Here is a 23,815-nt window from a genome sequence, read left to right on the forward strand (position 1 = left end):
GTATATTTCCTAGGTTCTTGAAACTAAAACAAATCGATCTCGCCATGCGAGACTTCCCGAGCGTGCCCAGCGGCCCCCTCTTCGACAACTACAAGTTCAGCCAGGCGCTTCTGGACGGACTCGGCTGCGTGCTGCAGGGAGCGGACATCCCCAGCTGCGGCGAGCTGGATCTCACCGATCAGCGCATCCAATTCAGTCTCCAGCTGGCCGAGCCCCTCGATCCGCCGCTGCACGCGACCAATCAGCTGGGACACCAGATCCTGGAACTGCAGCGCCATTACCGCACGGTTCACTTCAGCATCCATTGCGTGGGTATATTCGCCCAACTCGCGAATGGCGCCGGAACGTGCCTTGTTGAGCGTCTCCATCGACATCAGCACACGCTCCACCTGCTGCTTCGACTCAAGTGCGAAGTTCATGTCGGTGGACGCCAGCTTGGCGATGGCGTCCTCGGTTCCCTTCACGCCCTCCCGCATGGATTTCATCACCGCCGCAATCTGCTGGCTGAACTGGGTCGTGCGCGTGGACAAGTCCCGCACCTCGTCGGCCACCACCGCGAACCCGCGCCCGGCCTCACCCGCACGGGCGGCCTCGATTGCCGCATTGAGGGCAAGCAGATTGGTCTGCTTGGCAATCGCTCCAATCTCGCCGAGGATCGCCTCCACATCACTGGCCCGTTTGGAGATGCGATCGGTCAGCTCGACCAGCTCCATACCCAGCTTGCTATTCATGATCACGCTATCGACGACCCGCTGCATCACACCCGAAGTATGGGCAACAAAGTCGTCGACGCGACTGGCACCATCGACCGGATCGCCTTCCTTGGCCAGCCCGAGGGCAATCTCCTGTTGCTGGTTGGTTGCGGCAAGAATGCCCTGAAAACTCTGCGTCAGCGTCACGATGGCGCCAGACAACCTCTCCTCCACGCTCCGGACCTCGGCCAGCGCCGCCTCGTGCTGCCGCTGGAATCCCCGGATGGATTCACGCAGAACATTCTCGACGGTTGCCAGGCCCGCGGAGCCAGCTGGCACCAGCTCTCCCGACGTCGGACCCGTAGCACCTTGCCGCTGCATCAGGAGCACGCCGCACCAGCCACCGGCGAGTAACACGAAGGCCAGCATGTGCCAAGCGTTCGCGCCTGACAGCAGCACCACCCCGCCAACAATCAGCAGGGACCACAGCACTCCAAGCAAAACCGCATTTGATCGTGACATTTTTTCTAGCACCTGGCCCGCTGGATCACCAAATCCGCATATCGCCACTCACCGAATCGCATGCACGGAACGGACTCACCGCACCGGGCGCGCTCCTTTTACCATGCCACGGCGAATATCCGTCGCATCCATTTCGTCACCGCTGCTCACTTCCAGAGTTCGGCTCGTGCTCGCCTTCAACGCAGCCTCCGCCTGACGGTTGAGCACGATGATGCTGATCCGTCGGTTGAGTGCCGCATTCGGGTTGGCCGGATCGAGCGGCACCGTATCGGCAAGGCCAACGACCCGCACCATCTTGCCTTCTGCGAGCCCTCCCGCCACCAATTCCCGGCGCGATGCATTGGCCCGGTTGGCAGACAACTCCCAATTGGAAAAGCCCCGCTCGCCGCCCGCATAGCGGGTCGAGTCCGTATGCCCTGAAAGACTGACATTGTTTTCCACGCCATTGAGCGTCGCACCGATGGCGCGCAGCAGTTCCTGCGTATAAGGCCTGAGCGAGGCACTGGCGGAATCGAACATCGGCCGATTCTGCTCATCGACGATCTGGATGCGCAGCCCCTCCGAGGTGATGTCCAGCAGCAACTGGTTCTTGAAAGCCCGCAGACTGGGACTGGCCTCAATAATGGCCTCGATCTGCCCCTTCAAGTCCTCGAGCTTGGCCCGCTCCCTGCGCTCTTCATTCTTGTTCTGGACGTTCTTGCCATCGTCCCCTTCCGGCTTGGTCGCCCCTTTGGCGGCCTCGATGTTGACGGATCGGCGGCCGTCCACATCGCCACGCTTGACCTGGCCAACGGAACGCGTGAGGTCCTGCCCGCCACCGGCGATCGGACTCAACGCGTCGCCGGCCCCTGACCCACCGTTCATCGCAACCTTGAGGGGAGAACTGAAGAAATCGGCGATCCCCTTCAAGTCGCCCTGCGCCGTCGACCCCAGGAGCCACATCAACAGGAAGAAGGCCATCATCGCCGTGACGAAGTCGGCGTAGGCGATCTTCCAGGCGCCACCATGGGCGCCACCGCCGCCCTTCTTGATCTTCTTGACGACGATTGGCTGCTGGGTATCGTCGCTCATTCGGCGCACCCTCCCGCATCACGGAGTTCCACTGTCGCCAGCCTCACTTGCGGCTCTTGATGGCTTCTTCCAACTCGGCAAAACTGGGCCGATCGGACGAGAAGAGAACCTTCCGGCCAAACTCCACCGCCACCTGAGGCGCATATCCGTTCATGCTGGCCAGCAATACTGCCTTGATGCACTGGTAGATCTTGCCGCCTTCATCGACCTTCTGCTCGAGCTGCCCAGCGACCGGAGCGACGAAACCATAGGAAACGAGAATACCCAGGAAGGTCCCGACCAGCGCACCACCGATCATCTTGCCCAGCACTGCCGGCGGCTGACCGACCGAGCCCATCACGTTCACCACGCCCATCACCGCCACAACGATACCAAAGGCAGGAACACCATCCGCCACCTTGGACACCACGTGCGCCGGACCGTGGGCTTCCTGATGGTGGGTTTCCATTTCCACATCCATCAGGTTCTCGATCTCGAACGCATTGAGATTGCCGCCAACCATCATCCGCAGGTAGTCGCACAGGAAATCGACAGCATGATGGTCGGCCGTGAAAGCCGGATATTTGGACAGGATGGGACTGCCGTCCGGGTTTTCCACGTCACCCTCGATCGACATCAGGCCTTCCTTGCGCACCTTGGCAAGGATCTCGTAGAGCATGCACAGCACGTCGACATAGAACGCCTTGTTGTACGGGGAGCCCTTGAAGATGGTCGGAAGCGCCGCGATCGTGCCCTTGATCGCCTTGGGGCCATTACCCGCCACAAAGCCGCCAATGGTCAGACCGACAATGGCGATGTATTCGGTGGGCACCCACAGCGCGGCCAGACTGCCGTGCACCGCATAAGTGCCCAACGAAGCCGCCAGGATAATCACGTAGCCGATGATCAAAAACATCGCTGCAACCTCTATCAGCGGACACGCCCTTACGGGGCGCATCCGGAGCGTTATTCTTCTTCGTCGATATCGGCCCAGGCCCCGGAAACTTGAGCCCGCGAGGCAAGCCTATCGTCCCCTGTGCATACAAAAAAAAGCCGCCACTAGCATGGCGGCATTCCCCGTCATCGAACACCTGTCATCACGGCCCCGCCGCCTCCTCCGCCCCGGGTGCAACCCGGCGGGTCTTGCCGGCCCGCGACGGGACATGGCACAAACCACAGACGTATTCATGGGTAGGATCAAAAGCGTGCGTGACGAACTCCCCGCCGCAACAGGTACAACGGGCCGACTGCAGCAGATTGGCGTCGAAGAAACGGATGAGCGTCCAGGCCCGCGTCAGGCTCAGGATCTGCTCCATCTCGAAGGATTCAATATGCTCGTTGTACAGGCGATAGGCCTGCACGATCGCATCAAGGCCATCCTGCTTGGCATGCTTGCGCACGAAGCGGTACAACGCCATGAACAGAGATGCATGAATGTTCGGCTGCCACGACATGAACCAGTCCGTGGAGAACGGTAGCATTCCCTTCGGCGGGGATACGCCTTTGACCTCCTTGTACAGCTTGAGCAGGCGCTCACGACTCAGGGAGGTTTCCGCTTCGAGCATTTGCATGCGCGCACCGAGGCGGATCAGCTCGACAGCCTTTTGAATGTCCTGCGCCTCAGCCAATACGCTCTTGTTACGCATGGCAGCCCCTGGACGGATCAAGCTTCAGGCCAGATCCTCTACCGGACGGCCAGCGGCCAGAATAGCCGCATGCAGATGAGCAGTTCCCCGTTCCCTGCCGTGGGACGACAGCAGATCAACGAGCATCGTGTCATTGAAGCGGAACTGGCACAGCAACATATTGGAACTGGCCATACGGAGAACCTGGGCCGCGCTCAGGCCTTCCAGGATGGCAGCCACATCTTCCCCGATACCGAGACGATAGAGGGCCGCGGCTCGGTCCTCGCGCAGCATCTGCTGAGCCAACATCAGGTAAGCGAGATTCAACTCCCGGATTTCATCTTGCATACCATTGGTGCGCATGGTGCTCTCCTCAGCATTTGGCCATCGTATGCGGCAAATTCTGCCGTCAACCGGCAAGGCTCGCCATCCGACGGCGACGGATTATGAAGTAAGAAAAAAACCGTATACAAATGTAAGAAAAAATCTTACACGCAAACCACCTTCAGGCAAACCGGTTCAAAGAACTACTTCCCTCCCAGCCGCCCCACCTTCGACCGCCGCCTCCAGCGCAGCCCGGAAGTCGGCGGCCGCGACAGGCCTTCCAAACAGATACCCCTGAAAGCAGTCGCAACCATCGGTAAGCAAGGCATCCACCTGGCTCGATGACTCTACCCCCTCGGCAATCACGTGAAGCCGCATGCTGCGTGCCAGTACGATGATGGCCCGGACGATCGCCGCGTTCTCCTCATCGTCACAAAGATCCCGCACAAAGGACTGGTCGACCTTGATCACATCAACCGGAAAGCGTTTGAGATAGGCAAGCGACGAATACCCCGTGCCAAAATCGTCGATGGCCACCCGCAACCCCATGTTCTTGAACGCCCGCAACATGGCCACGGCCGTCTCGGCATCCTGCATCAAGGAGGACTCGGTGATCTCAAGCTGCAGCCCCCCAGGCTCCAGCCCTGCGTCCTCCAGCGCCCGTCGCACCGATTCGATGAGCCGCGGCTGCGCAAACTGGACAGCGGAGACATTCACCGAAACGAACATGTCGCGCCACCCCATGTCGCGCCAACGCCGGCATTCCCGGCAGGCCTCCCGCATGACCCACTCGCCGAGCTCGATGATCATCCCGTTCTCATCGGCAATCGGAATAAAGCGGTCAGGACCGATAGGCCCGAGACGGGGATGACGCCAGCGCAGGAGCGCCTCCGCACTCACCACCCGACCATCGCTTCCCTCGACACAAGGCTGATAGGCAACCCAGAGCTCATTGCGCTCAATCGCAAAGCGCAGATCGCTCTCCAGGGCGATCCGCTCTGCCGAACCGCTCAGCATGTCCGCATCGAAGAAGCGGTAGGCGTTACCCCCTTCCTGCTTGACTGCGCTCATCGCCGTTTCCGCATGGGTCAGCAGGGAAAACACATCATCCTCGCCCTCGCGAAGCCAGGCCACCCCGACGCTGACCGACAGAAACAACTCGATCCTGTCCAGAACAAAAGGCAACTCGAATGCACGTATCAGCCAGCGGGCGAAGACCTCCGCAGCCCCGTGCTCGCAGACACCCGGCACGAGAATACCAAACGCATCACCACCGAGCCGGGCGACCAGCCCGTGGGATTCGGAACTCTCTAGCAGACGCTTGGCAACCTGACGCAGCAGGACATTGCCCGCCTCGTAACCAAAGCTTGAATTGATGCGCTGGAAGCGGTCCAGATCGACATGAAAGATGGCCGCCTTCAAGGGAACCTGCCTTGTCGATGCCTCACGCGCCCATTCGGCCAGACGGGCACAGATTAGCTGTCGGTTCGGCAACTTGCACAGGGCATCGAAGTACGCCAGCGCCTGAATCTGGCTGCCCGCCTCCCGCGCCACCCGGCGCGCCGCGGCGCCGCGCAGCTCCCGGGTGATAACAGGCACCAGACGGGCAAAATTACCCTTCGGCACGTAATCACTGACACCATCCAGCATCGACGAAAAAGCCTGCTGGTCAGTGATGACCCCGGAGTAAATCACGAACGGCAGGTCGCAACCGCTCTCCTTCAGGACCTGCAAGGCCCCTGCCGAATCGAAGCCCGGCATGCGGTGATCGGAAATGACGATATCCCAGCCCGGCGCGCACAGCGCGGCCCGCATCGCGCTTGCGTTATCCACACGCTCGCAGCGCACCTTCATGCCCCACTTGGCGAGTGCCCTGCCCAGGAGGAAGACGTCATCCTCACTGTCATCGACAACCAGGATTCCGATATCCCTGTCGCCTGCGCTGTCGCGACCGACTACCTGTCCATTCAAATTCATCAATGCACGACCGTCATTCTCGTTTGCGAAGATCAGGACTCAAGCAGCTTGATCGTACTAGCGCCGTGGAACGACCGGCCCCGGACGGGAGAGCTGAACACTCATGACCCGATTTCTTCCCTTTTCCTTCGCCTGATAAAGCGCCTGATCCGCACGCTTGATCAAGGCATCGGGATCCGGCATCTGTCCCTCGCGGCTCGCCACGCCGATGCTCAGAGAGATCTTCAGTGACACCCCATTGAGTGGAGCACGTACGTTCTCCACCGCGAACCGCACTCGCTCGGCACACGCCATGGCTGCATCCAAATTGGTATCCGGACAGATGACAAGAAACTCGTCGCCACCGGTCCTGGCGACGACATCCTGGGCCCGCAGCGCCCCCTTTACCACGGCGGCGACCCGTTTGAGCACCGCATCGCCGACGTCGTGGCCATGGGAGTCGTTGTAAAGCTTGAACTGATCCACGTCGATGACCATCACCGACAAGGCGCGGCGGGTTCTCGACGACACCAGCCACTCCTGCTGGATGCGATCCATCGCGTAGCGCCGGTTGGGAAAGCCCGTCAAGGCATCGGTCAGCGCCACCTCCTGGAGCCTCCGATTAGACACGGCCAGCTCGGCGGCAAACCGGCGGATCTCCTCGCGGTCCCGATCCACCTCCTGCTGCAGTCGAATCACCCGCTGCCCGGCACGCAGGCGTGCCGCCAGAACCCGCGGATTGATGGGCTTGTTCATGAAGTCATCGACGCCATTCTCGAAAGCCTCGATCAGGCGATCATCGTCATCGAGACTCGTCATGATCAGGATATAGATCGCGCGCCCGATCTTGGTCTGCCGCAAGGCGCGCGTGAGCTCGAGCCCGGTCATCTCCGGCATGACCCAGTCCACGATCATCAACTGCGGCTGGAACTCCAGCGCCATCTCCATCCCTGTTCGCCCGTCAGCGGCCTCCATCACCCGATGGCCGACGGTCTCAAGAACCTTGCGCACGACCGAACGCATGGAAGCATCGTCATCGACGATGAGGACGCGCATCGAAGGACTACCCGGCACACCAGCAGACTCGCCATCGAACACTTGCCCGGCCTCTCCCGCATCCACCGTGGGATGCTCAGCGGGAGACACGTCCGGTTCCCCGACCCGACCTGCAGCCAGTTCCTCTCCACGGACCGCCAGCTCCCTGAACGGCGGCACCTCCTCGGCCTGCAAGGCAAGCAGTTGCCCCCACGAATGCCATTCACTGACAACATGGTCACAAAGCTCGGTCACCGTCCCGCGATCAAAGGAAAGCCGCTCCCCAATCTCAAAGAGGCGTCGCATCAGATTCGGACGCTCCGGCGCAGCCGCCGTACAAACCTCGGCGATGTACTCGGCCAGATGAAGCGACTGCACGACGACGAACTCCCGGGAACCATCTGTATACCCGGCCTCCTCCGGCGCTTCGACGAAGTAGGCAGTCTCGTGAAAAATACGCGGCATCCCCCAATCGGCCAACATCGCCGCAGTCAGTTGCCGGTGATCCATGGCAAAAGCCTTTTGCTCCAGCTGTGCCAGAGTTACATCCCGGAACTCCAGCGTCTGCCGCAGCACCCGCTCATACTCCGTCGGATAGAGGGTCGCTAGCGCCAACTCCCCTACCCGGGCCAACAGCCCAAGGCAGAAAGTCTCCTCAGCCGCGGCAACCCGTGTCCGCTGTGTGATGGCCTGCATCGCGATGCCGAGCACCAGACACCCAGTCCAGAAACGCTCATAGTCAAAGCCCTTGCACGCCCCGCCCCGGTAGCTGGAGAGTAAGGAAAAACCAAGCGCAAGCGTACGCACCGCCGGCAGTCCCAGCACCATCAAGGCCTCGGTCACCGACGCCACCGCGCGGCGCCCGTGCGCCGTGCGCGAATTGGCTGCTTTGATCAAACGCCCTACGAAAGCCGGGTCGGTCTTCACCACGCGGGCCAGATCATCGATCGAGCTACCCTCCCGCTGTATCAACCTGATGACCGCCAAGGCAACGCCCTTCGGGGACGGCAGGTCCCCGGAAACTTTCAACTGCTCGAACTTCGTAATATCTATCGACGCTGCCATATCCCCGCCTGGCTCTCGCCAGCGTTCCCAGTCTAGTCCGTCAGTATCGGACGAAGCGCGCACCCCCTGAACCCGACATGCCGCGACCAGCGCTAGGTATACCGGAGTGCCATTGAATTAGAATGACCGGACTGTCCAAGCCTGTCCGCACATCATGAACTTCTGCTCCCATTGCGGTGCCCCCGTCAGCCTCAAGGTTCCCCCCGGAGACAATCTTCCTCGCCACGTTTGCGACCAGTGTGGAACGATCCACTATCAGAACCCAAAAGTCGTCGTTGGCGCCATCGCTGAATGGGAGAACAAGATCCTCATGTGCCGCCGAGCCATTGAGCCGCGCTACGGTTGCTGGACTTTACCCGCTGGCTTCATGGAAAACAACGAAACCACCGGCCAAGCCGCGCTGCGTGAAACCCTTGAAGAGGCAGGGGCCAAGATTGAACTGGCCGAGATGTTCTCCTTTGTGGATCTGCCACACATCAGCCAGATTCACATCATCTATCGCGCAAAACTCATTGACCCCGACTTTGCACCGGGTGAGGAATCCCTTGAAGCCAGCCTCATCACCGAAGCTGACGTTCCGTGGGAAGAGATCGCGTTCCGCTCGATCGAATACACCTTGAAGTGCTACTTTGAAGACCGGCGCCGCGGGCGCTTCGACCTTCACACGACGACTTTGGCCGTTCCGATCCCCGGAACTTATCGATAGCCGCCCACCGCCCTTCGATCCGCGCGCCTACATTGCCTCGAACAACACAGGCAGTTCCACTGAAAACGGCTGCCCCTGCGGCGGCACCGCAACCTGCGAGACGGCACGCCGCATCAGGTTCAAGGCCCCATCATCCAGATGCCCGACCCCGCTGGACTCGGCCAATCGGACTTCCGGCCGCTCAGCCCCTGGCCTAACATACACAACGAGCAACGCCCGTCCCTCCAGCCCGCCTGCCACGGACTGCCCAGACGCACGCTGCAGCCGCACCGCAGTGACGGCAAGAGCTAAGCGGTAGCGGCCTATCTGGACAAGGTCAGCACCCCCTTCATCCGGCACGACAGCCTGTGCCGGCAGCACAGGCTCCACAGTAGATGCGCCCGACGATACAGTGATGCCGACCAACTTGGACGAAGCAAGACCACGCTCTCGCCCATCTTGCGTGAGCGCTCTGACCGGAGCGAGGTCGGCCTTGGACATACTGTGCTCATACCGCGCCTTAGCCGCAGCCGTCGCGCCCTTACCCTCCGGCACCTCCAAGTCCGCACCCCGCACAGCCGGCATCGCGGGTGTAGCGCCACCAGTCAAGCGTACCGTAAGCGGTGTCGTTCGCTTCCGGAGCGGTGGCGCGTCCGGTGCCGGCCAAAAAACAACAACGTGTAGTACCAGCGAAAGCGCGAAAACGGCATAAACAAATCGCCCCACCTGCACCTCCTTCGCTGCAACTACAAAAACAAAAAGGGCCAGCTTTCGCTGACCCTTCTCTCCTTCAACTTCCCAACTCCGGCTTAAGCCGCAGCTTGTTCAGCTTCCGGTGCCTCAACCGCGCCTTCCGGACGGTCCAGCAGCTCAACAAACGCCATCGGGGCGTTGTCGCCATCACGGAAACCGCATTTCAGGATACGCAGATAACCGCCGTTACGGGCAGCAAAACGCGGACCCAGTTCGTCGAAAATCTTGACGACGATTTCGCGATCGCGCAGGCGATCAAAGGCCAGACGACGATTAGCCAGGCTCGGCTTCTTGCCAAGCGAGATCAGCGGCTCAACAACCTTGCGCAGTTCCTTTGCCTTCGGCACGGTCGTCTTGATGACTTCGTGACGCAGCAGGGAGTTAGCCATGTTGCGCAGCATAGCCTGACGGTGGCTGCTGGTGCGGTTGAGCTTGCGAAGACCGTTACGGTGACGCATTTGAAATTACCTCTTCTTCGTTACGCTCAACCGAGCTTTTCCAGCCCGGCCGGCGGCCAGTTTTCAAGTTTCATGCCCAGCGTCAAACCGCGCGAGGCAAGGACTTCCTTGATCTCATTCAGCGACTTGCGACCCAGGTTCGGGGTCTTGAGCAATTCAGTTTCGGTGCGCTGAATCAGATCACCGATGTAATAAATGTTCTCAGCCTTCAGACAGTTCGCAGAACGAACGGTCAGCTCAAGATCATCTACCGGACGCAAAAGGATAGGATCGATGGCCGGAGCCTTCGGAGCCTCCACCGCCGTAGGAGTACCCTCCAGATCGGCAAAGACGGAAAGCTGATCCATCAACACACGAGCCGCGAACCGCACAGCCTCTTCCGGATCAACCGCGCCGTTGGTCTCGATATCGAGGACCAAGCGATCCAGGTCGGTACGCTGCTCAACCCGCGCGCTTTCGACCGCGTAGCTCACACGACGAACCGGGCTGAAAGACGCATCAAGAACGATACGACCAATAGCCTTCGACTCGTTGGCGGCCGGGCGCTGGTTGCCAGGGACGTAACCACGCCCCTGCTCAACCTTGATCTGCAGGTCCAGCTTACCACCAGGGGCAAGGTGAGCCAGCACGTGATCCGGATTGATAACCTCGACGTCGTGGGAGACTTCGATATCAGCCGCCGTCACCACGCCCTCACCCGACTTCGCCAGCGACAACGTAGCTTCGCCACGGCCGTGCAACTTGAGAACGACACCTTTCAGGTTGAGAAGAAGATCAACCACATCTTCCCGTACACCATCGAGCGTCGAGTACTCATGCAGTACGCCCTCGATCGACACCTCGGTCGGCGCGTAGCCCGGCAGCGAGGACAGCAGAATACGCCGCAGTGCATTACCCAAAGTGTGACCGAAACCGCGCTCAAACGGCTCCATCGTCACCCGGGCGTGCACCGGCGAAACATTCTGCACCTCGATGATGCGCGGTTTCAGCAGAGCATTACTTTGCATCGACAATCCTTCTATAGAGTCGCGCCAGAGGCGCGACCACCATTAACGCGAATACAGTTCGACAACCAGACCTTCATTCAAGGTCGCCGGCAGTTCCGCACGCTGCGGGTAAGCCTTCAGCGTGCCCTTGCCAGCCTTGATGTCGACAGCCAGCCATTCCGGGAAGCCACGGGATTCGGCAGCCTCAAGCGCTGCCTTCACACGAAGCTGGTTACGAGCGCTGTCGGTCAGCTGAATCTCGTCACCGGGGCGAACGGTGTAGGACGGGATGTTCACACGCTTGCCGTTCACCAGCACGCCGTTGTGACGGACGACCTGGCGAGCTTCTGCGCGGGAGGCACCGAAGCCCATACGGTAGGCCACTGCGTCCAGACGACCTTCGAGGAGCTGCAGAAGGTTCTCACCCGTCTGGCCCTTGCGACGATCTGCCTCGGCATAGGTCTTGCGGAACTGACGCTCAAGCACGCCGTACAGACGACGGATCTTTTGCTTCTCACGCAGTTGCACACCATAACCGGACAGGCGCTGACCGGACTTCTGACCGTGCTGACCAGGAGCGTACGAACGACGCTCAATAGCGCACTTGTCGGTAAAACATTTTTCGCCCTTCAGGAAGAGCTTCTCACCCTCACGACGGCACTGACGGCACTTCGGGTCAAGATTACGAGCCACTGTTCAACTCCTTGTCAGATACGACGCTTCTTCGGCGGACGGCAGCCGTTGTGCGGGATCGGCGTGATATCGGTAATCGTGGTGATCTTGATACCCAGCGCATTCAGCGCACGCACGCTGGACTCACGGCCGGGGCCGGGGCCCTTGACGCGCACTTCCAGGTTCTTGATGCCGCACTCGATGGCAACCTTGCCAGCCGCCTCTGCAGCGACCTGCGCGGCGAAGGGAGTGCTCTTACGGGAGCCCTTGAAGCCGGCGCCACCGGAGGTTGCCCAGGACAGGGCGTTACCTTGACGGTCGGTGATGGTAATAATCGTGTTATTGAAAGACGCGTGAACGTGGGCAATACCTTCAGCCACGTTCTTCTTGATCTTCTTGCGAACCTTCGCAGCAGTCTTAGCCATGTCTAATCCCTATTACTTCTTGCCGGCGATCGCCTTGCGCGGCCCCTTGCGGGTACGAGCATTGGTGCGCGTGCGCTGGCCACGAAGGGGCAAACCACGACGATGGCGCACCCCGCGATAGCACCCCAGATCCATGAGGCGCTTGATACTCATCGTCACTTCACGGCGCAGATCACCTTCAACGGTGAACTTCGCGACTTCGTCGCGGAGCCGTTCCATATCGGACTCAGTAAGGTCTTTAATCTTGGCTGCACGCCCGACACCAGCAGCGTCACAAATCTGCTGCGCGCGGGTGCGGCCGATGCCGAAAATCGCAGTCAATGCGATCTCGGTGTGCTTGTGGTTGGGAATGTTTACCCCTGCGATGCGGGCCATGCGTTCACCCCAAAATGCTAAACATTAAATTATAAAGAATGCGGGTGACCGCATCAACCTTGACGCTGCTTATGACGCGGATCCGTGCAGATCACGCGAACCACACCTTTGCGGCGGACGATCTTGCAATTCCTGCAAAGCCGCTTCACAGATGCTTGAACTCTCATTTCTAGCTCCTAACTACTTTCTGTTATTTCGCGCGGAAAACGATCCGGGCTCTACTCAAATCGTACGGGGTCAGCTGCACAGTTACCTTGTCGCCAGGGAGAATCCGGATGTAGTGCATACGCATCTTTCCTGAGATGTGCCCCAAAACGACATGGCCATTTTCGAGCTTGACTCTGAAGGTTGCGTTGGGGAGGTTTTCGAGGACCTCACCCTGCATCTCGATATAATCTTCCTTCGACATAAGGCTATTTGAGCGGAACCCGCGAACCCTTGAAGTTCGCCTTCTTCAAAAGGCTCTCGTATTGGTGGGACATGACATACGCCTGAACCTGGGACATGAAGTCCATCGTCACCACCACGATGATCAACAAGGAGGTCCCACCGAAATAGAAAGGAACATTCCACTTCAGGATCAGAAACTCGGGCAACAAACAAACAAGCGTGATATACACGGCACCTGCCAGCGTAAGCCGCATCAGGATCTTGTCGATGTAACGTGCTGTCTGCTCACCCGGCCGAATACCCGGCACAAACGCTCCGCTCTTCTTCAGATTGTCTGCAGTCTCCTTAGAGCTGAAGACCAAGGCAGTGTAGAAGAAACAGAAGAACACGATTGCCGCAGCGTAGAGAATCACGTAGATCGGCTGCCCAGGAGCAAGCGTGGAACCGAGATCCTTCAGCCAAGCCATCTTTTCCGAAGACCCGAACCACTGAGCCAAAGTCGCCGGAAAGAGAATGATGCTAGACGCAAAGATCGGCGGAATCACGCCAGCCATGTTCAGCTTGAGCGGCAGATGGGAGCTTTGACCACCATAGATCTTATTCCCAACCTGCCGCTTGGCGTAATTCACCAAAATCTTGCGCTGCCCACGCTCGACGAACACCACTACGCCCGTCACGACCACCACCAGCACACAGATCACCAGTGCGGTAAAGGGGTGCATTGCACCGGTCCGCACCAGCTCGAACAGACCGCCCATAGAATTCGGAAGGCCCGCCGCGATACCGGCGAAAATAATGATGGAAATACCGTTACCCAGACCGCGCTCGGTAATCTGCTCTCCCAGCCACATCAGGAACATCGTCCCGGTAACCAGGGTCGAGACAGTGACAAAGCGGAAGGTCAAACCTGGCTCAATCACCAGCCCCTGCTGCGACTCCAACGCTACGGCAATACCCAGCCCCTGAAACAGCGCAAGAGCAAGAGTACCGTAACGAGTGAACTGAGTGATCTTGCGTCGACCAGCTTCACCTTCCTTCTTAAGCGCCTCCAGTTGCGGAGAGGCAACTGTCAGCAGCTGCATGATGATCGATGCCGAAATGTACGGCATGATCCCCAGAGCAAAGATGGTGAAACGGGAGAGAGCGCCCCCGGAGAACAGATTGAATACTCCGAGGATGCCGCCCTTCTGACTCTTGAACAGATCACTCAAGGCCACCGGATCAATCCCGGGAACCGGGATGTGCGCACCGATGCGATAGACGATCAGCGCGCCCAGCAGGAACATCAAACGTCGCTTGAGGTCCCCGAACTTACCAGGAGCCGCCAGCGCGGACTGTTGGTTAGCCACGCTAAACCTTACTCGGCAGACTCGACGGAACCGCCCGCCGCTTCGATAGCAGCCTTGGCGCCCTTGGTCGCAGCCACACCGCGCAGATTGACCTTACGGCTGATGGATCCGGACAGAACGACCTTAGCAGCCAGAGCATCAGCAGCAACAATACCGGCTTGCTGGAGAACCAGAAGATCGACATCCTCAACCGGCAGCGCTTCCAGCTCGGACAAACGAACCTCACCGATGCGGGCACGCGTCAGCGACACGAAACCGCGCTTCGGCAAACGACGCTGCATGGGCATTTGACCGCCCTCGAAGCCAACCTTGTGGAAACCACCGGTACGGGACTTTTGACCCTTGTGACCGCGGCCAGCCGTCTTACCCAGACCACTGCCGATACCACGCCCCACCCGCTTGGCAGCGTGCTTCGCACCAGCGGCAGGTTTAATCGCATTCAGGCGCATTTAGGCCTCCAACTTAACGAGGTAAGCGACCTTGGTAATCATGCCCCGAACGGCAGGAGTGTCCTGCAGCTCCACCGTGTGATGGAGACGACGGAGCCCAAGACCGCGCACGGTTGCACGATGGGACTGTTTCGTGCCGATAACGCTCTTAACCAGCGTCACCTTCAGTTTCTTGTCGGACATGACTTACCCCTGAATCTCTTCAACCGTCTTGCCACGCTTGGCAGCAATAACGGAAGGAGCGTTGGTGGCAAACAAGCCGTTCAGCGTGGCACGCACCACGTTGTACGGATTGGTCGAGCCGATGGACTTGGCGATGATATCGGTCACACCCATCACTTCGAACACTGCACGCATCGCGCCGCCAGCAATGATGCCGGTACCCTGGGGAGCAGGCTGCATCAGCACGGACGAAGCGCCGTGCTTGCCGATCACGGAGTGATGCAGCGTACCGTTCTTCAGGGACACCTTGGCCATCTTGCGACGAGCCTCTTCCATTGCCTTCTGGACAGCGACCGGGACTTCACGGGACTTGCCCTTGCCCATGCCGACGCCACCATCACCATCGCCAACCACGGTCAGAGCAGCGAAACCGAGAATACGGCCACCCTTCACAACCTTGGTCACACGATTGATGGAAACCATCTTTTCGCGCAGGCCGTCGTCGCGCTCCTCGGAGGCCTGCACTTTTTTATTACCTTGCTGCTTAGCCATGCTAAACCTCGCTTAGAACTTCAATCCGCCTTCGCGGGCGGCATCGGCAAGCGCCTTCACGCGACCGTGGTACTGGAAGCCGGCGCGATCGAAAGCGACAGCCTCAACACCAGCAGCCTTGGCGCGCTCGGCGATCAGCTTGCCGACCACCACAGCAGCGGCCTTGTTGCCACCGTTGGACACCTGGGCACGCACATCGGCCTCAACGGTCGAAGCAGCAGCCAGAACCTTGGAACCACAACCCGCAATGATTTGCGCGTAGATGTGGGAGTTCGAACGGAACACGGACAGACGGACTGCCTTCATTTCCGCGATCTTGGCACGGGTTTTCCGTGCACGGCGCAAACGCGTTTCCTTCTTGGTGATCATGATCCGCCCTTACTTCTTCTTGGTTTCTTTCAAGGTGACCACTTCGTCGGAATACCGAACACCCTTGCCCTTGTACGGCTCAGGAGCGCGATACGCACGCACTTCAGCAGCTACCTTGCCGACGACCTGCTTGTCGACACCCTTGATGATGATCTCGGTCTGAGTCGGAGTCTCAACCTTGATGCCGGCGGGCATCTGGTGCACCACCGGGTGCGAGAAACCGAGAGACAGGTTCAGCTTGTCGCCCTGAGCTTGAGCACGATAGCCCACACCGACCAGGGTGAGCTTGCGCTCGAAGCCCTTGGAAACGCCAGTGACCATGTTATTGACCAGAGCACGCACAGTGCCGGACATGGCCTTGGCATTCACAGCGCCTTCAATGGCGGAACACTGGAGGCCGTCACCTTCGCGCTCAACCTTGACCGAGGGATGCAAAACCTGGGTCAACGTACCCAGGGGGCCCTTCACGACGATTTGGCCGCCACCAATGGTGACATCCACACCAGCCGGAACGGCGACGGGATTCTTGGCTACACGGGACATTATTCTCTCCCCTTAAGCCACGAGGCACAGCACTTCGCCGCCGAGACGGCCAGCGCGTGCAGCACGATCAGTCATCACACCCTTGGGCGTGGACACAATCGCCACACCAAGACCATTCATGACGCGGGGCAGGTCATCACTACCCTTGTAAACGCGAAGGCCGGGACGGCTCACGCGCTCAATGCGCTCAATAACCGGACGACCGGCGTAATACTTCAGCGACAGGGCCAGTTCAGCCTTGCCGGAAGCATCATTCACCGCGAAATCGTCGATGTAACCTTCGCTCTGCAGAACCTTCGCGATTGCAACCTTCAGCTTGGAGGAAGGCATCGCGACAGAGCTCTTTTGCGCCTGCTGAGCGTTACGAATACGCGTCAGCATATCGGCGATCGGATCAGACATGCTCATATCTATCGACCCCTTACCAGCTTGCCTTGGTCATGCCAGGAACTTCACCGCGGAAGGCAACTTCACGCAGCTTGTTACGACACAGACCGAATTTACGGAAAACACCACGCGGGCGGCCAGTCTGCTCGCAGCGATTACGCTGACGGCTCGGGCTCGAGTTGCGCGGCAACTGCTGCAGCTGCAGACGGGCGGACATGCGCTCTTCGTCGGACAGCTTGGCGTTATTGATCTGCTCAAACAGAGCAGCGCGCTTGGCCGCATACTTAGCGACCATCTTGGCGCGCTTCTCCTCGCGCTGGATCAGAGACAGTTTCGCCATATCACCCTCAGTTCTTGAAAGGGAACTTGAACGCGGCGAGCAGAGCACGCGCTTCGTCGTCCGTCTTGGCCGTCGTCGTGATGCTGATATTCATCCCACGCAGAGCATCGATCTTGTCGTACTCAATTTCCGGGAAAATAATCTGCTCTTTGACACCCAGATTGTAATTACCACGACCATCAAAACCCTTGCCGGCGATACCACGGAAGTCGCGAATACGCGGCATGGCAATCGTCACCAAACGATCGAGGAATTCGAACATGCGGGGACCACGCAGCGTCACCATGCAGCCGATCGGATAACCGTCACGAATCTTGAAGCCAGCAATGGACTTCTTTGCCTTCGTGGTCACCGGCTTTTGACCAGCGATCTTTTGCAGATCGCCAACAGCGTAGTCGAGGACCTTCTTGTCGCCAACAGCCTCACCAACACCCATATTCAGGGTGATCTTGGTGATGCGGGGCACTTCCATGACCGACTTATAGCCGAACTTCTTGAGAAGCTCAGGCGATACGGTCTCTTTGTAGAATTCTTGCAGGCGCGCCATGACTACCCCTTACGCATCCACTACTTCGCCATTGGACTTGAAGACGCGCACTTTGCGACCATCCTCAAGCACCTTGAAGCCAACGCGATCAGCCTTTTGGGTGGCCGCATTGAACAGCGCCACATTGGAGACATCGATCGGCATTTCCTTTTCGACGATACCGCCAACCTGACCCTTCAACGGGTTCGGGCGCACGTGCTTCTTGACGCGATTGATGCCTTCGACAACCACCGCACCTTCCAGAACACGCAGAACAGTACCGCGCTTACCCTTGTCCTTGCCCGTAAGGACGGCGACTTCGTCGCCTTTGCGAATCTTATTCACAATAACCCCTTAGAGAACTTCAGGCGCCAGGGAGACGATCTTCATGAACTTTTCGGTACGCAGCTCGCGCGTAACCGGCCCGAAGATACGCGTACCAATCGGCTCGCCCTTATTGTTAAGCAGGACCGCAGCATTGCGGTCAAACTTGATCAGCGAGCCATCCGGGCGACGAACACCTTTGGCGGTACGGACCACCACGGCGCTATATACGTCACCCTTCTTGACACGACCACGCGGGGCCGCATCTTTAATACTCACCTTGATGATGTCACCAACACCGGCGTAGCGACGCTTGGAGCCGCCCAGCACCTTGATGCACATCACGTGACGCGCGCCGGTATTATCGGCGACGTCAAGCATCGTTTGCATTTGGATCATTTAAACTCTCCAACTTGGCTCGCAAGACGCGACCAGTTTTGGATCCCGTTCGGGTTGATTGGACTTGCACGGAACCGTGCAAGAGCAAAGACAGCAATAATAATGGCTTGCCAATCACTTGGCAAGCCATTTCTACAACATCAGCTACTTAAACAGCCACAACCTGCTCGAGAACCTTGGTCACCCGCCAGGTCTTGGTCTTGGAGATCGGGCGGGTCTCTTCGATTTCGACGAGATCACCTTCCTTCGCAACACCAGCCTCAACATGGGCATGGTACTTGGCAGTGCGCTTGATCACCTTGCCGTACAGCGGATGCTTTACACGACGCTCCACCAGAACGGTGACGGTGTTCATCATCTTGTCGCTGACAACGCGGCCGACTTCTACGCGCTTGTTTTTTACTTGTTCACTCATTTCGCACCCGCCTTCTGACGAAGAATGGTCTTGACCCGGGCAATATCCTTGCGAACTTTACCGAGCTGCGAAGTGTTGCTCAGCTGCTGCGTAGCAAGTTGCATACGGAGGCTGAATTGAGCCTTCAACAACTCGAGCAGTTCAGCATTGAGCTGGCCGGCGTCTTTCGCCTGCAATTCCGAAGCTTTCATGATTTACCCCACCATCCGGACAACGAAGACGGTTTCGATCGGCAGCTTGGCAGCAGCAAGACGGAACGCCTCACGAGCCAGGGCTTCATCAACACCATCCATCTCGTAGAGAACCTTGCCGGGCTGGATTTCAGCAACCCAGTATTCCGGGCTGCCCTTACCGTTACCCATCCGAACTTCCGCCGGCTTCTGGGAAATCGGCTTGTCCGGGAACACACGAATCCAAATACGACCGCCACGCTTGATGTGACGAGTCATTGCACGACGAGCAGATTCAATCTGACGAGCAGTGAGACGACCACGCCCAACCGCCTTCAGACCGTACTCGCCAAAGCTTACCTTGGCACCGCGGGTGGCGAGACCCTTATTGCGGCCCTTCTGCTCCTTACGATACTTCCTTCTCGACGGCTGCAGCATCATTCACTCCTGCTTCTTTCTTAGTCCGTTTTGCGCCATCAGCCTGATCGCCGCCAGTGCGGCGCGCGGGCCGCTTGGCACCCGGCTTGCTGTCGGCACCCTCATTGCGACGACGGCCACGACGGGCATCACCCTCGTTCTCCGTCGCAGCAGGCTGCTCGTTGCGGGCGAGCGCTTCGCCCTTGTAAACCCACACCTTGATGCCGATGACACCGTAGGTAGTGTGAGCTTCGGAAACGCCGTAGTCGATGTCGGCACGCAGGGTGTGCAGAGGCACACGACCTTCGCGGTACCACTCGGTACGTGCAATTTCCGCGCCGTTCAGACGTCCAGAGCTCATGATCTTGATGCCTTGGGCACCCAGGCGCATGGCGTTCTGCATCGCGCGCTTCATGGCGCGGCGGAACATGATCCGCTTAACCAGTTGCTGAGCGATGGAGTCGGCGATCAGTTGAGCATCGGTTTCAGGCTTACGCACTTCCTCGATGTTAACATGCACCGGCACACCGATGATGCCCTGAAGATCAGCCTTCAGCTTCTCGATGTCCTCACCCTTCTTGCCGATCACGACGCCCGGGCGGGCGCTGAAAACGGTGATGCGGGCGTTCTTAGCAGGACGCTCGATTACGACGCGGCTCACGGAAGCGTGGGCAAGCTTCTTCTTCAGATGCGCGCGGACCTTCAGATCCTCGTTGAGCATCGTCGAGAAGTCACTACCAGCAGCAAACCAGCGAGAGCCCCAGTTACGCGTTACCGCCAGGCGAAAGCCAGTCGGATGGATTTTCTGTCCCATGGGTTCTCCTTACTCTCCGACCGTCACGTAGATATGGCAGGTCGGCTTGCTGATCCGGTTGCCACGACCCTTCGCACGCGCAGTAAAACGCTTCAACGTCATACCTTGCTCGACGTAGATCGTCTTGACGCGCAGCGAGTCAATATCGGCGCCGTCGTTGTGCTCGGCGTTGGCGATGGCGGACTCGACAACCTTCTTGATGATCTTCGCGCCCTTCTTGGGCGAAAAGGTCAGGATATTCAGCGCTTGCTCAACAGTCTTGCCGCGCACCAGGTCCGCCACCAGACGGCCCTTCTGTTCCGACAGACGGACGCCGCGGAGAATGGCTTTGGTTTCCATTGTCATTACCCCTTAGCGCTTGGCCTTCTTGCTCGCGGCGTGACCCTTGAACGTACGGGTCAGCGCAAATTCGCCGAGCTTGTGACCAACCATGTTTTCGGAAACGTACACCGGAATGTGTTGACGGCCGTTATGAACAGCAATCGTCAGACCCACGAAATCCGGCAGCACAGTGGAGCGACGCGACCAAGTCTTGATCGGACGCTTGTCATTCGAGGCCCGAGCAGCATCCACCTTCTTCAGGAGGTGAGCGTCGATGAACGGGCCCTTCTTAATAGAACGTGCCATGTCTTACCTCTTATCGCTTGTGCCGACGCTGAACAATCATGGAGTCGGTACGCTTCACGCTACGGGTACGATAACCCTTAGTCGGCTGACCCCACGGACTGACAGGCACACGGCCTTCACCGGTACGGCCTTCACCACCACCATGCGGGTGATCGACCGGGTTCATAGCCGTACCGCGAACGGTCGGGCGGATACCACGCCAACGATTCGCACCGGCCTTACCGATCTTGCGCAGGCTGTGCTCTTCGTTACCCACTTCACCGATGGTCGCGCGGCACTCGATATGCACACGGCGGATTTCACCGGAACGCAGGCGAACCTGAGCATAGATACCTTCACGAGCCAGCAACTGCACGGAAGTACCAGCAGCGCGAGCGAGCTGAGCACCCTTACCCGGGATCATTTCTACGCAGTGCAGCGTCGTACCAACCGGAATATTCCGGATCGGCAACGCATTACCAGCCTTGATCGGAGCCTCCGAACCGCTCACCACGACCTGACCAACAACCAGGCCCTTCGGCGCGATGATGTAACGACGCTCACCATCGGCGTAGCACAACAGCGCAATGTTGGCGGAACGGTTAGGGTCGTACTCGAGACGCTCAACCTTGGCAACGATCCCATCCTTGTTGCGACGGAAGTCGACGACACGATAGTGCTGCTTATGACCACCACCTTTGTGACGCGTGGTGATGTGGCCATTGTTGTTACGACCAGCGGTCTTCGACTGCTTCTCCACCAAGGACGCCAGCGGCGCACCCTTGTAGAGGCTAGCGTTAACCACCTTGACCACGGCACGGCGGCCAGCGGAAGTCGGTTTGACTTTAACGAGTGCCATCTTGCTTACTCCCCGGCCGCGAAGTTAATTTCTTGGCCCGGCTTGAGGCTAACGTACGCCTTCTTCCAGTCCTTGCGACGACCGAAAACCTTACCGAAACGCTTTTGCTTGCCCTTGACGTTGGCGACCTGAACGGCCTTCACTTCCACCTTGAACAGAAGTTCAACGGCAGCCTTGACCTCAGGCTTGGTGGCATCACTGGCAACGCGAAAAACGACCTGCTCGTTCTTGTCGGCGATCAGGGTCGCCTTCTCAGAGATCTGCGGAGCGAGCAACACCTGCAGCAGACGCTCTTCCTTGAATGCGCTCATTGCCAAATTTCCTCCATCTTGGCGACGGCACCCTTGGTGACCAGCACGTTCGGGAAGCGCACCAGGGACACCGGATCGGTCTCGCTAACTTCCAGCACGAGAACGTTCGGCAGATTCCGGGACGACAGGTAAAGATTTTCGTCGAAGGAATCGGTGATCACGAGAACCGACTCCAAGCCCAGATTCTTCAGCTTCTGAGCCAGCAGCTTGGTTTTCGGAGCCTCAACAGCAAAACCCTCAACAACCGACAGACGACCATCACGAGCGAGCTGCGACAGAATGGCAGCAACACCAGCGCGATACATCTTACGGTTCACCTTGTGGGAGAAGTTCTCGTCCGGCTTATTCGGGAAAGCGCGACCGCCCCCACGCCAAATCGGGCTGGAACCCATACCGGAACGGGCACGACCCGTACCCTTCTGACGCCACGGTTTGTGGGTGGTATGAGCAACTTCGTCACGCCCCTTCTGAGCACGATTGCCAGAGCGGGCATTGGCCATATACGCAACGACCACCTGATGAATCAGGGCTTCGTTGTACTCACGGCCAAACAGTGCGTCGGACGCCTGCAGGGTTGCAGACGGCTGACCCTGTTCATTCAACAGCTTCAGTTCCATCGTACTTCCCCTCAGTTGCCAGCCTTGACAGCCGGACGAACAACCACGTCGCCACCATCATGACCAGGCACGCCGCCCTTGATCAGCAACAGACCACGCTCAACATCAACGCGAACCACTTCAAGGTTCTGCACAGTGGTATTGGCAGCGCCGAGGTGACCGGTCATGCGCTTACCGGGAAACACACGCCCCGGATCCTGCGCCATACCGATGGAACCCGGCACATTGTGGCTACGGGAGTTACCGTGAGTCGCGCGACCAGAGGCGAAATTGTGACGCTTGATGGTACCGGCATAGCCTTTACCGATCGAAACACCACTCACATCAACCTTCTGACCAACAGCGAAGATATCGACACCAACGACGTCGCCAGCCTTAAGGGAAGCCAGGCGATCAGCATCGACACGGAATTCCTTGAAGACATGACCAGCTTCAACACCCGCCTTGGCGAGATGCCCGGCAGCTGCCTTATTGACGCGACTAGCACGCCGAACGCCAAACGTCACCTGAACGGCGGTATAGCCGTCCGTTTCAGCCGTTTTGATCTGGGTCACACGGTTGTTGGACACATCCAGCACAGTCACCGGAATGGACTGACCATCCTCGGCAAAAATGCGAGTCATGCCCACCTTGCGCCCGACAAGGCCTAGACTCATTTTATTCTCCTTACCCTGGTTGCGATTGACCAGGACCGATTGTCATCACAAACTGCGCCAAAAAGCGCAAGGGCCGGATTATACCGGCCCTTGCGCTCACAGCGCAATAGATTTGATTACTGCAGCTTGATTTCGACGTCAACACCGGCCGGCAGATCGAGCTTCATCAGCGCGTCAACGGTCTTGTCGGTGGGATCAACGATATCCATCAGACGCAGGTGAGTACGAATCTCGAACTGGTCACGGGAAGTCTTATTGACGTGCGGGGAGCGCAGCAGGTCGAAACGCTCGATGCGGGTCGGCAGGGGCACGGGGCCACGAACGACTGCGCCGGTACGCTTCGCAGTATCCACGATCTCGAGAGCAGACTGATCGATCAGCTTGTAATCGAAAGCCTTGAGGCGGATACGGATCTTCTGGTTTTGCATGTTATTTCCCAAAGAGCAGACGGTGCGGCACACCATGCGCCACACCCGGAAAGTTATTACTCGATAACCTTGGCAACCACACCGGCGCCGACGGTACGACCGCCTTCAC

The 23,815-nt window shown here is 58.8% G+C and carries 37 protein-coding genes; 1 reads left to right on the forward strand and 36 read right to left on the reverse strand.

Features of this window, described 5'->3' with window-relative positions:
* Positions 1-23: 23 nt before the first annotated feature.
* From ACE3RX_RS17435 to ACE3RX_RS17465, 7 genes are all read right to left on the reverse strand, one after another.
* Complete coding sequence (locus tag ACE3RX_RS17435; RefSeq protein ID WP_374486251.1) at positions 24-1,184, reverse strand: methyl-accepting chemotaxis protein; 1,161 nt, start codon at positions 1,182-1,184, stop codon at positions 24-26.
* Between the two features lie 105 nt (positions 1,185-1,289).
* Positions 1,290-2,285 carry a flagellar motor protein MotB gene (gene motB / locus ACE3RX_RS17440; protein WP_374486252.1) on the reverse strand — a complete coding sequence of 332 codons (996 nt, stop codon included), beginning with the start codon at positions 2,283-2,285 and terminating at the stop codon, positions 1,290-1,292.
* A gap of 43 nt (positions 2,286-2,328) precedes the next feature.
* Positions 2,329-3,180 carry a flagellar motor stator protein MotA gene (motA, locus tag ACE3RX_RS17445; RefSeq protein WP_079432679.1) on the reverse strand — a complete coding sequence of 284 codons (852 nt, stop codon included), beginning with the start codon at positions 3,178-3,180 and terminating at the stop codon, positions 2,329-2,331.
* A gap of 181 nt (positions 3,181-3,361) precedes the next feature.
* Positions 3,362-3,910 (reverse strand): flagellar transcriptional regulator FlhC, encoded by a 549-nt coding sequence (gene flhC, locus ACE3RX_RS17450; protein WP_374486253.1) that lies wholly within the window; start codon positions 3,908-3,910, stop codon positions 3,362-3,364.
* A gap of 24 nt (positions 3,911-3,934) precedes the next feature.
* On the reverse strand, positions 3,935-4,252 hold the full coding sequence (gene flhD, locus ACE3RX_RS17455) for a flagellar transcriptional regulator FlhD (protein WP_374486254.1): 318 nt from the start codon (positions 4,250-4,252) through the stop codon (positions 3,935-3,937).
* Between the two features lie 156 nt (positions 4,253-4,408).
* Positions 4,409-6,190 (reverse strand): EAL domain-containing protein, encoded by a 1,782-nt coding sequence (locus tag ACE3RX_RS17460; protein ID WP_374486255.1) that lies wholly within the window; start codon positions 6,188-6,190, stop codon positions 4,409-4,411.
* 57 nt (positions 6,191-6,247) lie between these two features.
* The gene (locus tag ACE3RX_RS17465; protein ID WP_374486256.1) at positions 6,248-8,269 is read right to left on the reverse strand and encodes a diguanylate cyclase; all 2,022 of its coding nucleotides are present in this window, start codon (positions 8,267-8,269) and stop codon (positions 6,248-6,250) included.
* A 154-nt stretch (positions 8,270-8,423) separates the two neighbouring features.
* On the opposite strand from ACE3RX_RS17465, the gene ACE3RX_RS17470 reads away from it, so the two are divergent.
* Positions 8,424-8,975, forward strand: a complete 552-nt coding sequence (locus ACE3RX_RS17470; RefSeq protein ID WP_374486257.1) for an NUDIX hydrolase — start codon at positions 8,424-8,426, stop codon at positions 8,973-8,975.
* A gap of 788 nt (positions 8,976-9,763) precedes the next feature.
* Here the strand turns inward: ACE3RX_RS17470 and rplQ are convergent.
* From rplQ to rpsJ, 29 genes are all read right to left on the reverse strand, one after another.
* Positions 9,764-10,165 (reverse strand): 50S ribosomal protein L17, encoded by a 402-nt coding sequence (gene rplQ / locus ACE3RX_RS17475; protein WP_374486258.1) that lies wholly within the window; start codon positions 10,163-10,165, stop codon positions 9,764-9,766.
* A 26-nt stretch (positions 10,166-10,191) separates the two neighbouring features.
* Complete coding sequence (locus ACE3RX_RS17480) at positions 10,192-11,172, reverse strand: DNA-directed RNA polymerase subunit alpha (RefSeq protein ID WP_374486259.1); 981 nt, start codon at positions 11,170-11,172, stop codon at positions 10,192-10,194.
* A 42-nt stretch (positions 11,173-11,214) separates the two neighbouring features.
* Positions 11,215-11,844, reverse strand: coding sequence for a 30S ribosomal protein S4 (rpsD, locus tag ACE3RX_RS17485; protein ID WP_374486260.1), 630 nt, complete (start codon positions 11,842-11,844; stop codon positions 11,215-11,217).
* Positions 11,845-11,858: 14 nt separating this feature from the next.
* Positions 11,859-12,248, reverse strand: coding sequence for a 30S ribosomal protein S11 (gene rpsK, locus ACE3RX_RS17490; protein WP_079432670.1), 390 nt, complete (start codon positions 12,246-12,248; stop codon positions 11,859-11,861).
* Positions 12,249-12,260: 12 nt separating this feature from the next.
* Entirely contained in the window at positions 12,261-12,623 is a 363-nt protein-coding gene (gene rpsM, locus ACE3RX_RS17495; protein WP_374486261.1) for a 30S ribosomal protein S13, read from the reverse strand.
* 53 nt (positions 12,624-12,676) lie between these two features.
* Positions 12,677-12,790, reverse strand: coding sequence for a 50S ribosomal protein L36 (gene rpmJ / locus ACE3RX_RS17500; protein WP_079432668.1), 114 nt, complete (start codon positions 12,788-12,790; stop codon positions 12,677-12,679).
* Between the two features lie 23 nt (positions 12,791-12,813).
* Positions 12,814-13,032, reverse strand: a complete 219-nt coding sequence (gene infA / locus ACE3RX_RS17505) for a translation initiation factor IF-1 (protein WP_153162180.1) — start codon at positions 13,030-13,032, stop codon at positions 12,814-12,816.
* 4 nt (positions 13,033-13,036) lie between these two features.
* The gene (gene secY, locus ACE3RX_RS17510; RefSeq protein WP_374486274.1) at positions 13,037-14,299 is read right to left on the reverse strand and encodes a preprotein translocase subunit SecY; all 1,263 of its coding nucleotides are present in this window, start codon (positions 14,297-14,299) and stop codon (positions 13,037-13,039) included.
* A 71-nt stretch (positions 14,300-14,370) separates the two neighbouring features.
* A complete protein-coding gene (rplO, locus tag ACE3RX_RS17515; RefSeq protein WP_374486262.1) occupies positions 14,371-14,811 on the reverse strand; it encodes a 50S ribosomal protein L15 in 441 nt (146 codons plus the stop codon).
* Positions 14,812-14,994: a 50S ribosomal protein L30 gene (gene rpmD, locus ACE3RX_RS17520; protein WP_079432664.1), complete on the reverse strand. Its 183-nt coding sequence runs from the start codon at positions 14,992-14,994 to the stop codon at positions 14,812-14,814.
* Between the two features lie 3 nt (positions 14,995-14,997).
* Complete coding sequence (gene rpsE, locus ACE3RX_RS17525; protein WP_374486263.1) at positions 14,998-15,525, reverse strand: 30S ribosomal protein S5; 528 nt, start codon at positions 15,523-15,525, stop codon at positions 14,998-15,000.
* A gap of 12 nt (positions 15,526-15,537) precedes the next feature.
* Positions 15,538-15,891 carry a 50S ribosomal protein L18 gene (gene rplR, locus ACE3RX_RS17530; protein ID WP_374486275.1) on the reverse strand — a complete coding sequence of 118 codons (354 nt, stop codon included), beginning with the start codon at positions 15,889-15,891 and terminating at the stop codon, positions 15,538-15,540.
* A 12-nt stretch (positions 15,892-15,903) separates the two neighbouring features.
* A complete protein-coding gene (gene rplF / locus ACE3RX_RS17535; protein WP_374486264.1) occupies positions 15,904-16,437 on the reverse strand; it encodes a 50S ribosomal protein L6 in 534 nt (177 codons plus the stop codon).
* A gap of 12 nt (positions 16,438-16,449) precedes the next feature.
* A complete protein-coding gene (gene rpsH / locus ACE3RX_RS17540) occupies positions 16,450-16,845 on the reverse strand; it encodes a 30S ribosomal protein S8 (protein WP_374486265.1) in 396 nt (131 codons plus the stop codon).
* A 13-nt stretch (positions 16,846-16,858) separates the two neighbouring features.
* Entirely contained in the window at positions 16,859-17,164 is a 306-nt protein-coding gene (gene rpsN, locus ACE3RX_RS17545; RefSeq protein ID WP_374486266.1) for a 30S ribosomal protein S14, read from the reverse strand.
* Positions 17,165-17,171: 7 nt separating this feature from the next.
* Positions 17,172-17,711, reverse strand: coding sequence for a 50S ribosomal protein L5 (rplE, locus tag ACE3RX_RS17550; RefSeq protein ID WP_374486267.1), 540 nt, complete (start codon positions 17,709-17,711; stop codon positions 17,172-17,174).
* A 9-nt stretch (positions 17,712-17,720) separates the two neighbouring features.
* On the reverse strand, positions 17,721-18,038 hold the full coding sequence (gene rplX, locus ACE3RX_RS17555; protein WP_374486276.1) for a 50S ribosomal protein L24: 318 nt from the start codon (positions 18,036-18,038) through the stop codon (positions 17,721-17,723).
* A gap of 6 nt (positions 18,039-18,044) precedes the next feature.
* A complete protein-coding gene (rplN, locus tag ACE3RX_RS17560; protein ID WP_079432657.1) occupies positions 18,045-18,413 on the reverse strand; it encodes a 50S ribosomal protein L14 in 369 nt (122 codons plus the stop codon).
* A gap of 148 nt (positions 18,414-18,561) precedes the next feature.
* On the reverse strand, positions 18,562-18,828 hold the full coding sequence (gene rpsQ / locus ACE3RX_RS17565; protein ID WP_374486268.1) for a 30S ribosomal protein S17: 267 nt from the start codon (positions 18,826-18,828) through the stop codon (positions 18,562-18,564).
* A complete protein-coding gene (gene rpmC, locus ACE3RX_RS17570) occupies positions 18,825-19,019 on the reverse strand; it encodes a 50S ribosomal protein L29 (protein ID WP_374486269.1) in 195 nt (64 codons plus the stop codon). Before rpmC ends, rpsQ begins: the two co-directional genes overlap by 4 nt.
* A gap of 3 nt (positions 19,020-19,022) precedes the next feature.
* Positions 19,023-19,436 carry a 50S ribosomal protein L16 gene (gene rplP, locus ACE3RX_RS17575; protein ID WP_079432654.1) on the reverse strand — a complete coding sequence of 138 codons (414 nt, stop codon included), beginning with the start codon at positions 19,434-19,436 and terminating at the stop codon, positions 19,023-19,025.
* Positions 19,405-20,229: a 30S ribosomal protein S3 gene (gene rpsC / locus ACE3RX_RS17580; RefSeq protein WP_079432653.1), complete on the reverse strand. Its 825-nt coding sequence runs from the start codon at positions 20,227-20,229 to the stop codon at positions 19,405-19,407. Before rpsC ends, rplP begins: the two co-directional genes overlap by 32 nt.
* Positions 20,230-20,238: 9 nt before the next feature.
* Positions 20,239-20,568: a 50S ribosomal protein L22 gene (gene rplV / locus ACE3RX_RS17585; protein ID WP_079432652.1), complete on the reverse strand. Its 330-nt coding sequence runs from the start codon at positions 20,566-20,568 to the stop codon at positions 20,239-20,241.
* Positions 20,569-20,580: 12 nt separating this feature from the next.
* A complete protein-coding gene (rpsS, locus tag ACE3RX_RS17590; protein ID WP_011767136.1) occupies positions 20,581-20,856 on the reverse strand; it encodes a 30S ribosomal protein S19 in 276 nt (91 codons plus the stop codon).
* Between the two features lie 10 nt (positions 20,857-20,866).
* Positions 20,867-21,694, reverse strand: coding sequence for a 50S ribosomal protein L2 (gene rplB / locus ACE3RX_RS17595; protein ID WP_374486270.1), 828 nt, complete (start codon positions 21,692-21,694; stop codon positions 20,867-20,869).
* 5 nt (positions 21,695-21,699) lie between these two features.
* Positions 21,700-22,005 carry a 50S ribosomal protein L23 gene (gene rplW / locus ACE3RX_RS17600; protein ID WP_079432650.1) on the reverse strand — a complete coding sequence of 102 codons (306 nt, stop codon included), beginning with the start codon at positions 22,003-22,005 and terminating at the stop codon, positions 21,700-21,702.
* Positions 22,002-22,622: a 50S ribosomal protein L4 gene (gene rplD / locus ACE3RX_RS17605; RefSeq protein ID WP_374486271.1), complete on the reverse strand. Its 621-nt coding sequence runs from the start codon at positions 22,620-22,622 to the stop codon at positions 22,002-22,004. Before rplD ends, rplW begins: the two co-directional genes overlap by 4 nt.
* A gap of 11 nt (positions 22,623-22,633) precedes the next feature.
* Positions 22,634-23,278, reverse strand: coding sequence for a 50S ribosomal protein L3 (rplC, locus tag ACE3RX_RS17610; RefSeq protein WP_374486272.1), 645 nt, complete (start codon positions 23,276-23,278; stop codon positions 22,634-22,636).
* Positions 23,279-23,394: 116 nt separating this feature from the next.
* Positions 23,395-23,706 carry a 30S ribosomal protein S10 gene (gene rpsJ, locus ACE3RX_RS17615; protein WP_079432648.1) on the reverse strand — a complete coding sequence of 104 codons (312 nt, stop codon included), beginning with the start codon at positions 23,704-23,706 and terminating at the stop codon, positions 23,395-23,397.
* Positions 23,707-23,815: the final 109 nt, after the last annotated feature.

Origin of the sequence: Zoogloea sp. (assembly GCF_041914405.1) — a bacterium.
Taxonomy (GTDB): domain Bacteria; phylum Pseudomonadota; class Gammaproteobacteria; order Burkholderiales; family Rhodocyclaceae; genus Zoogloea.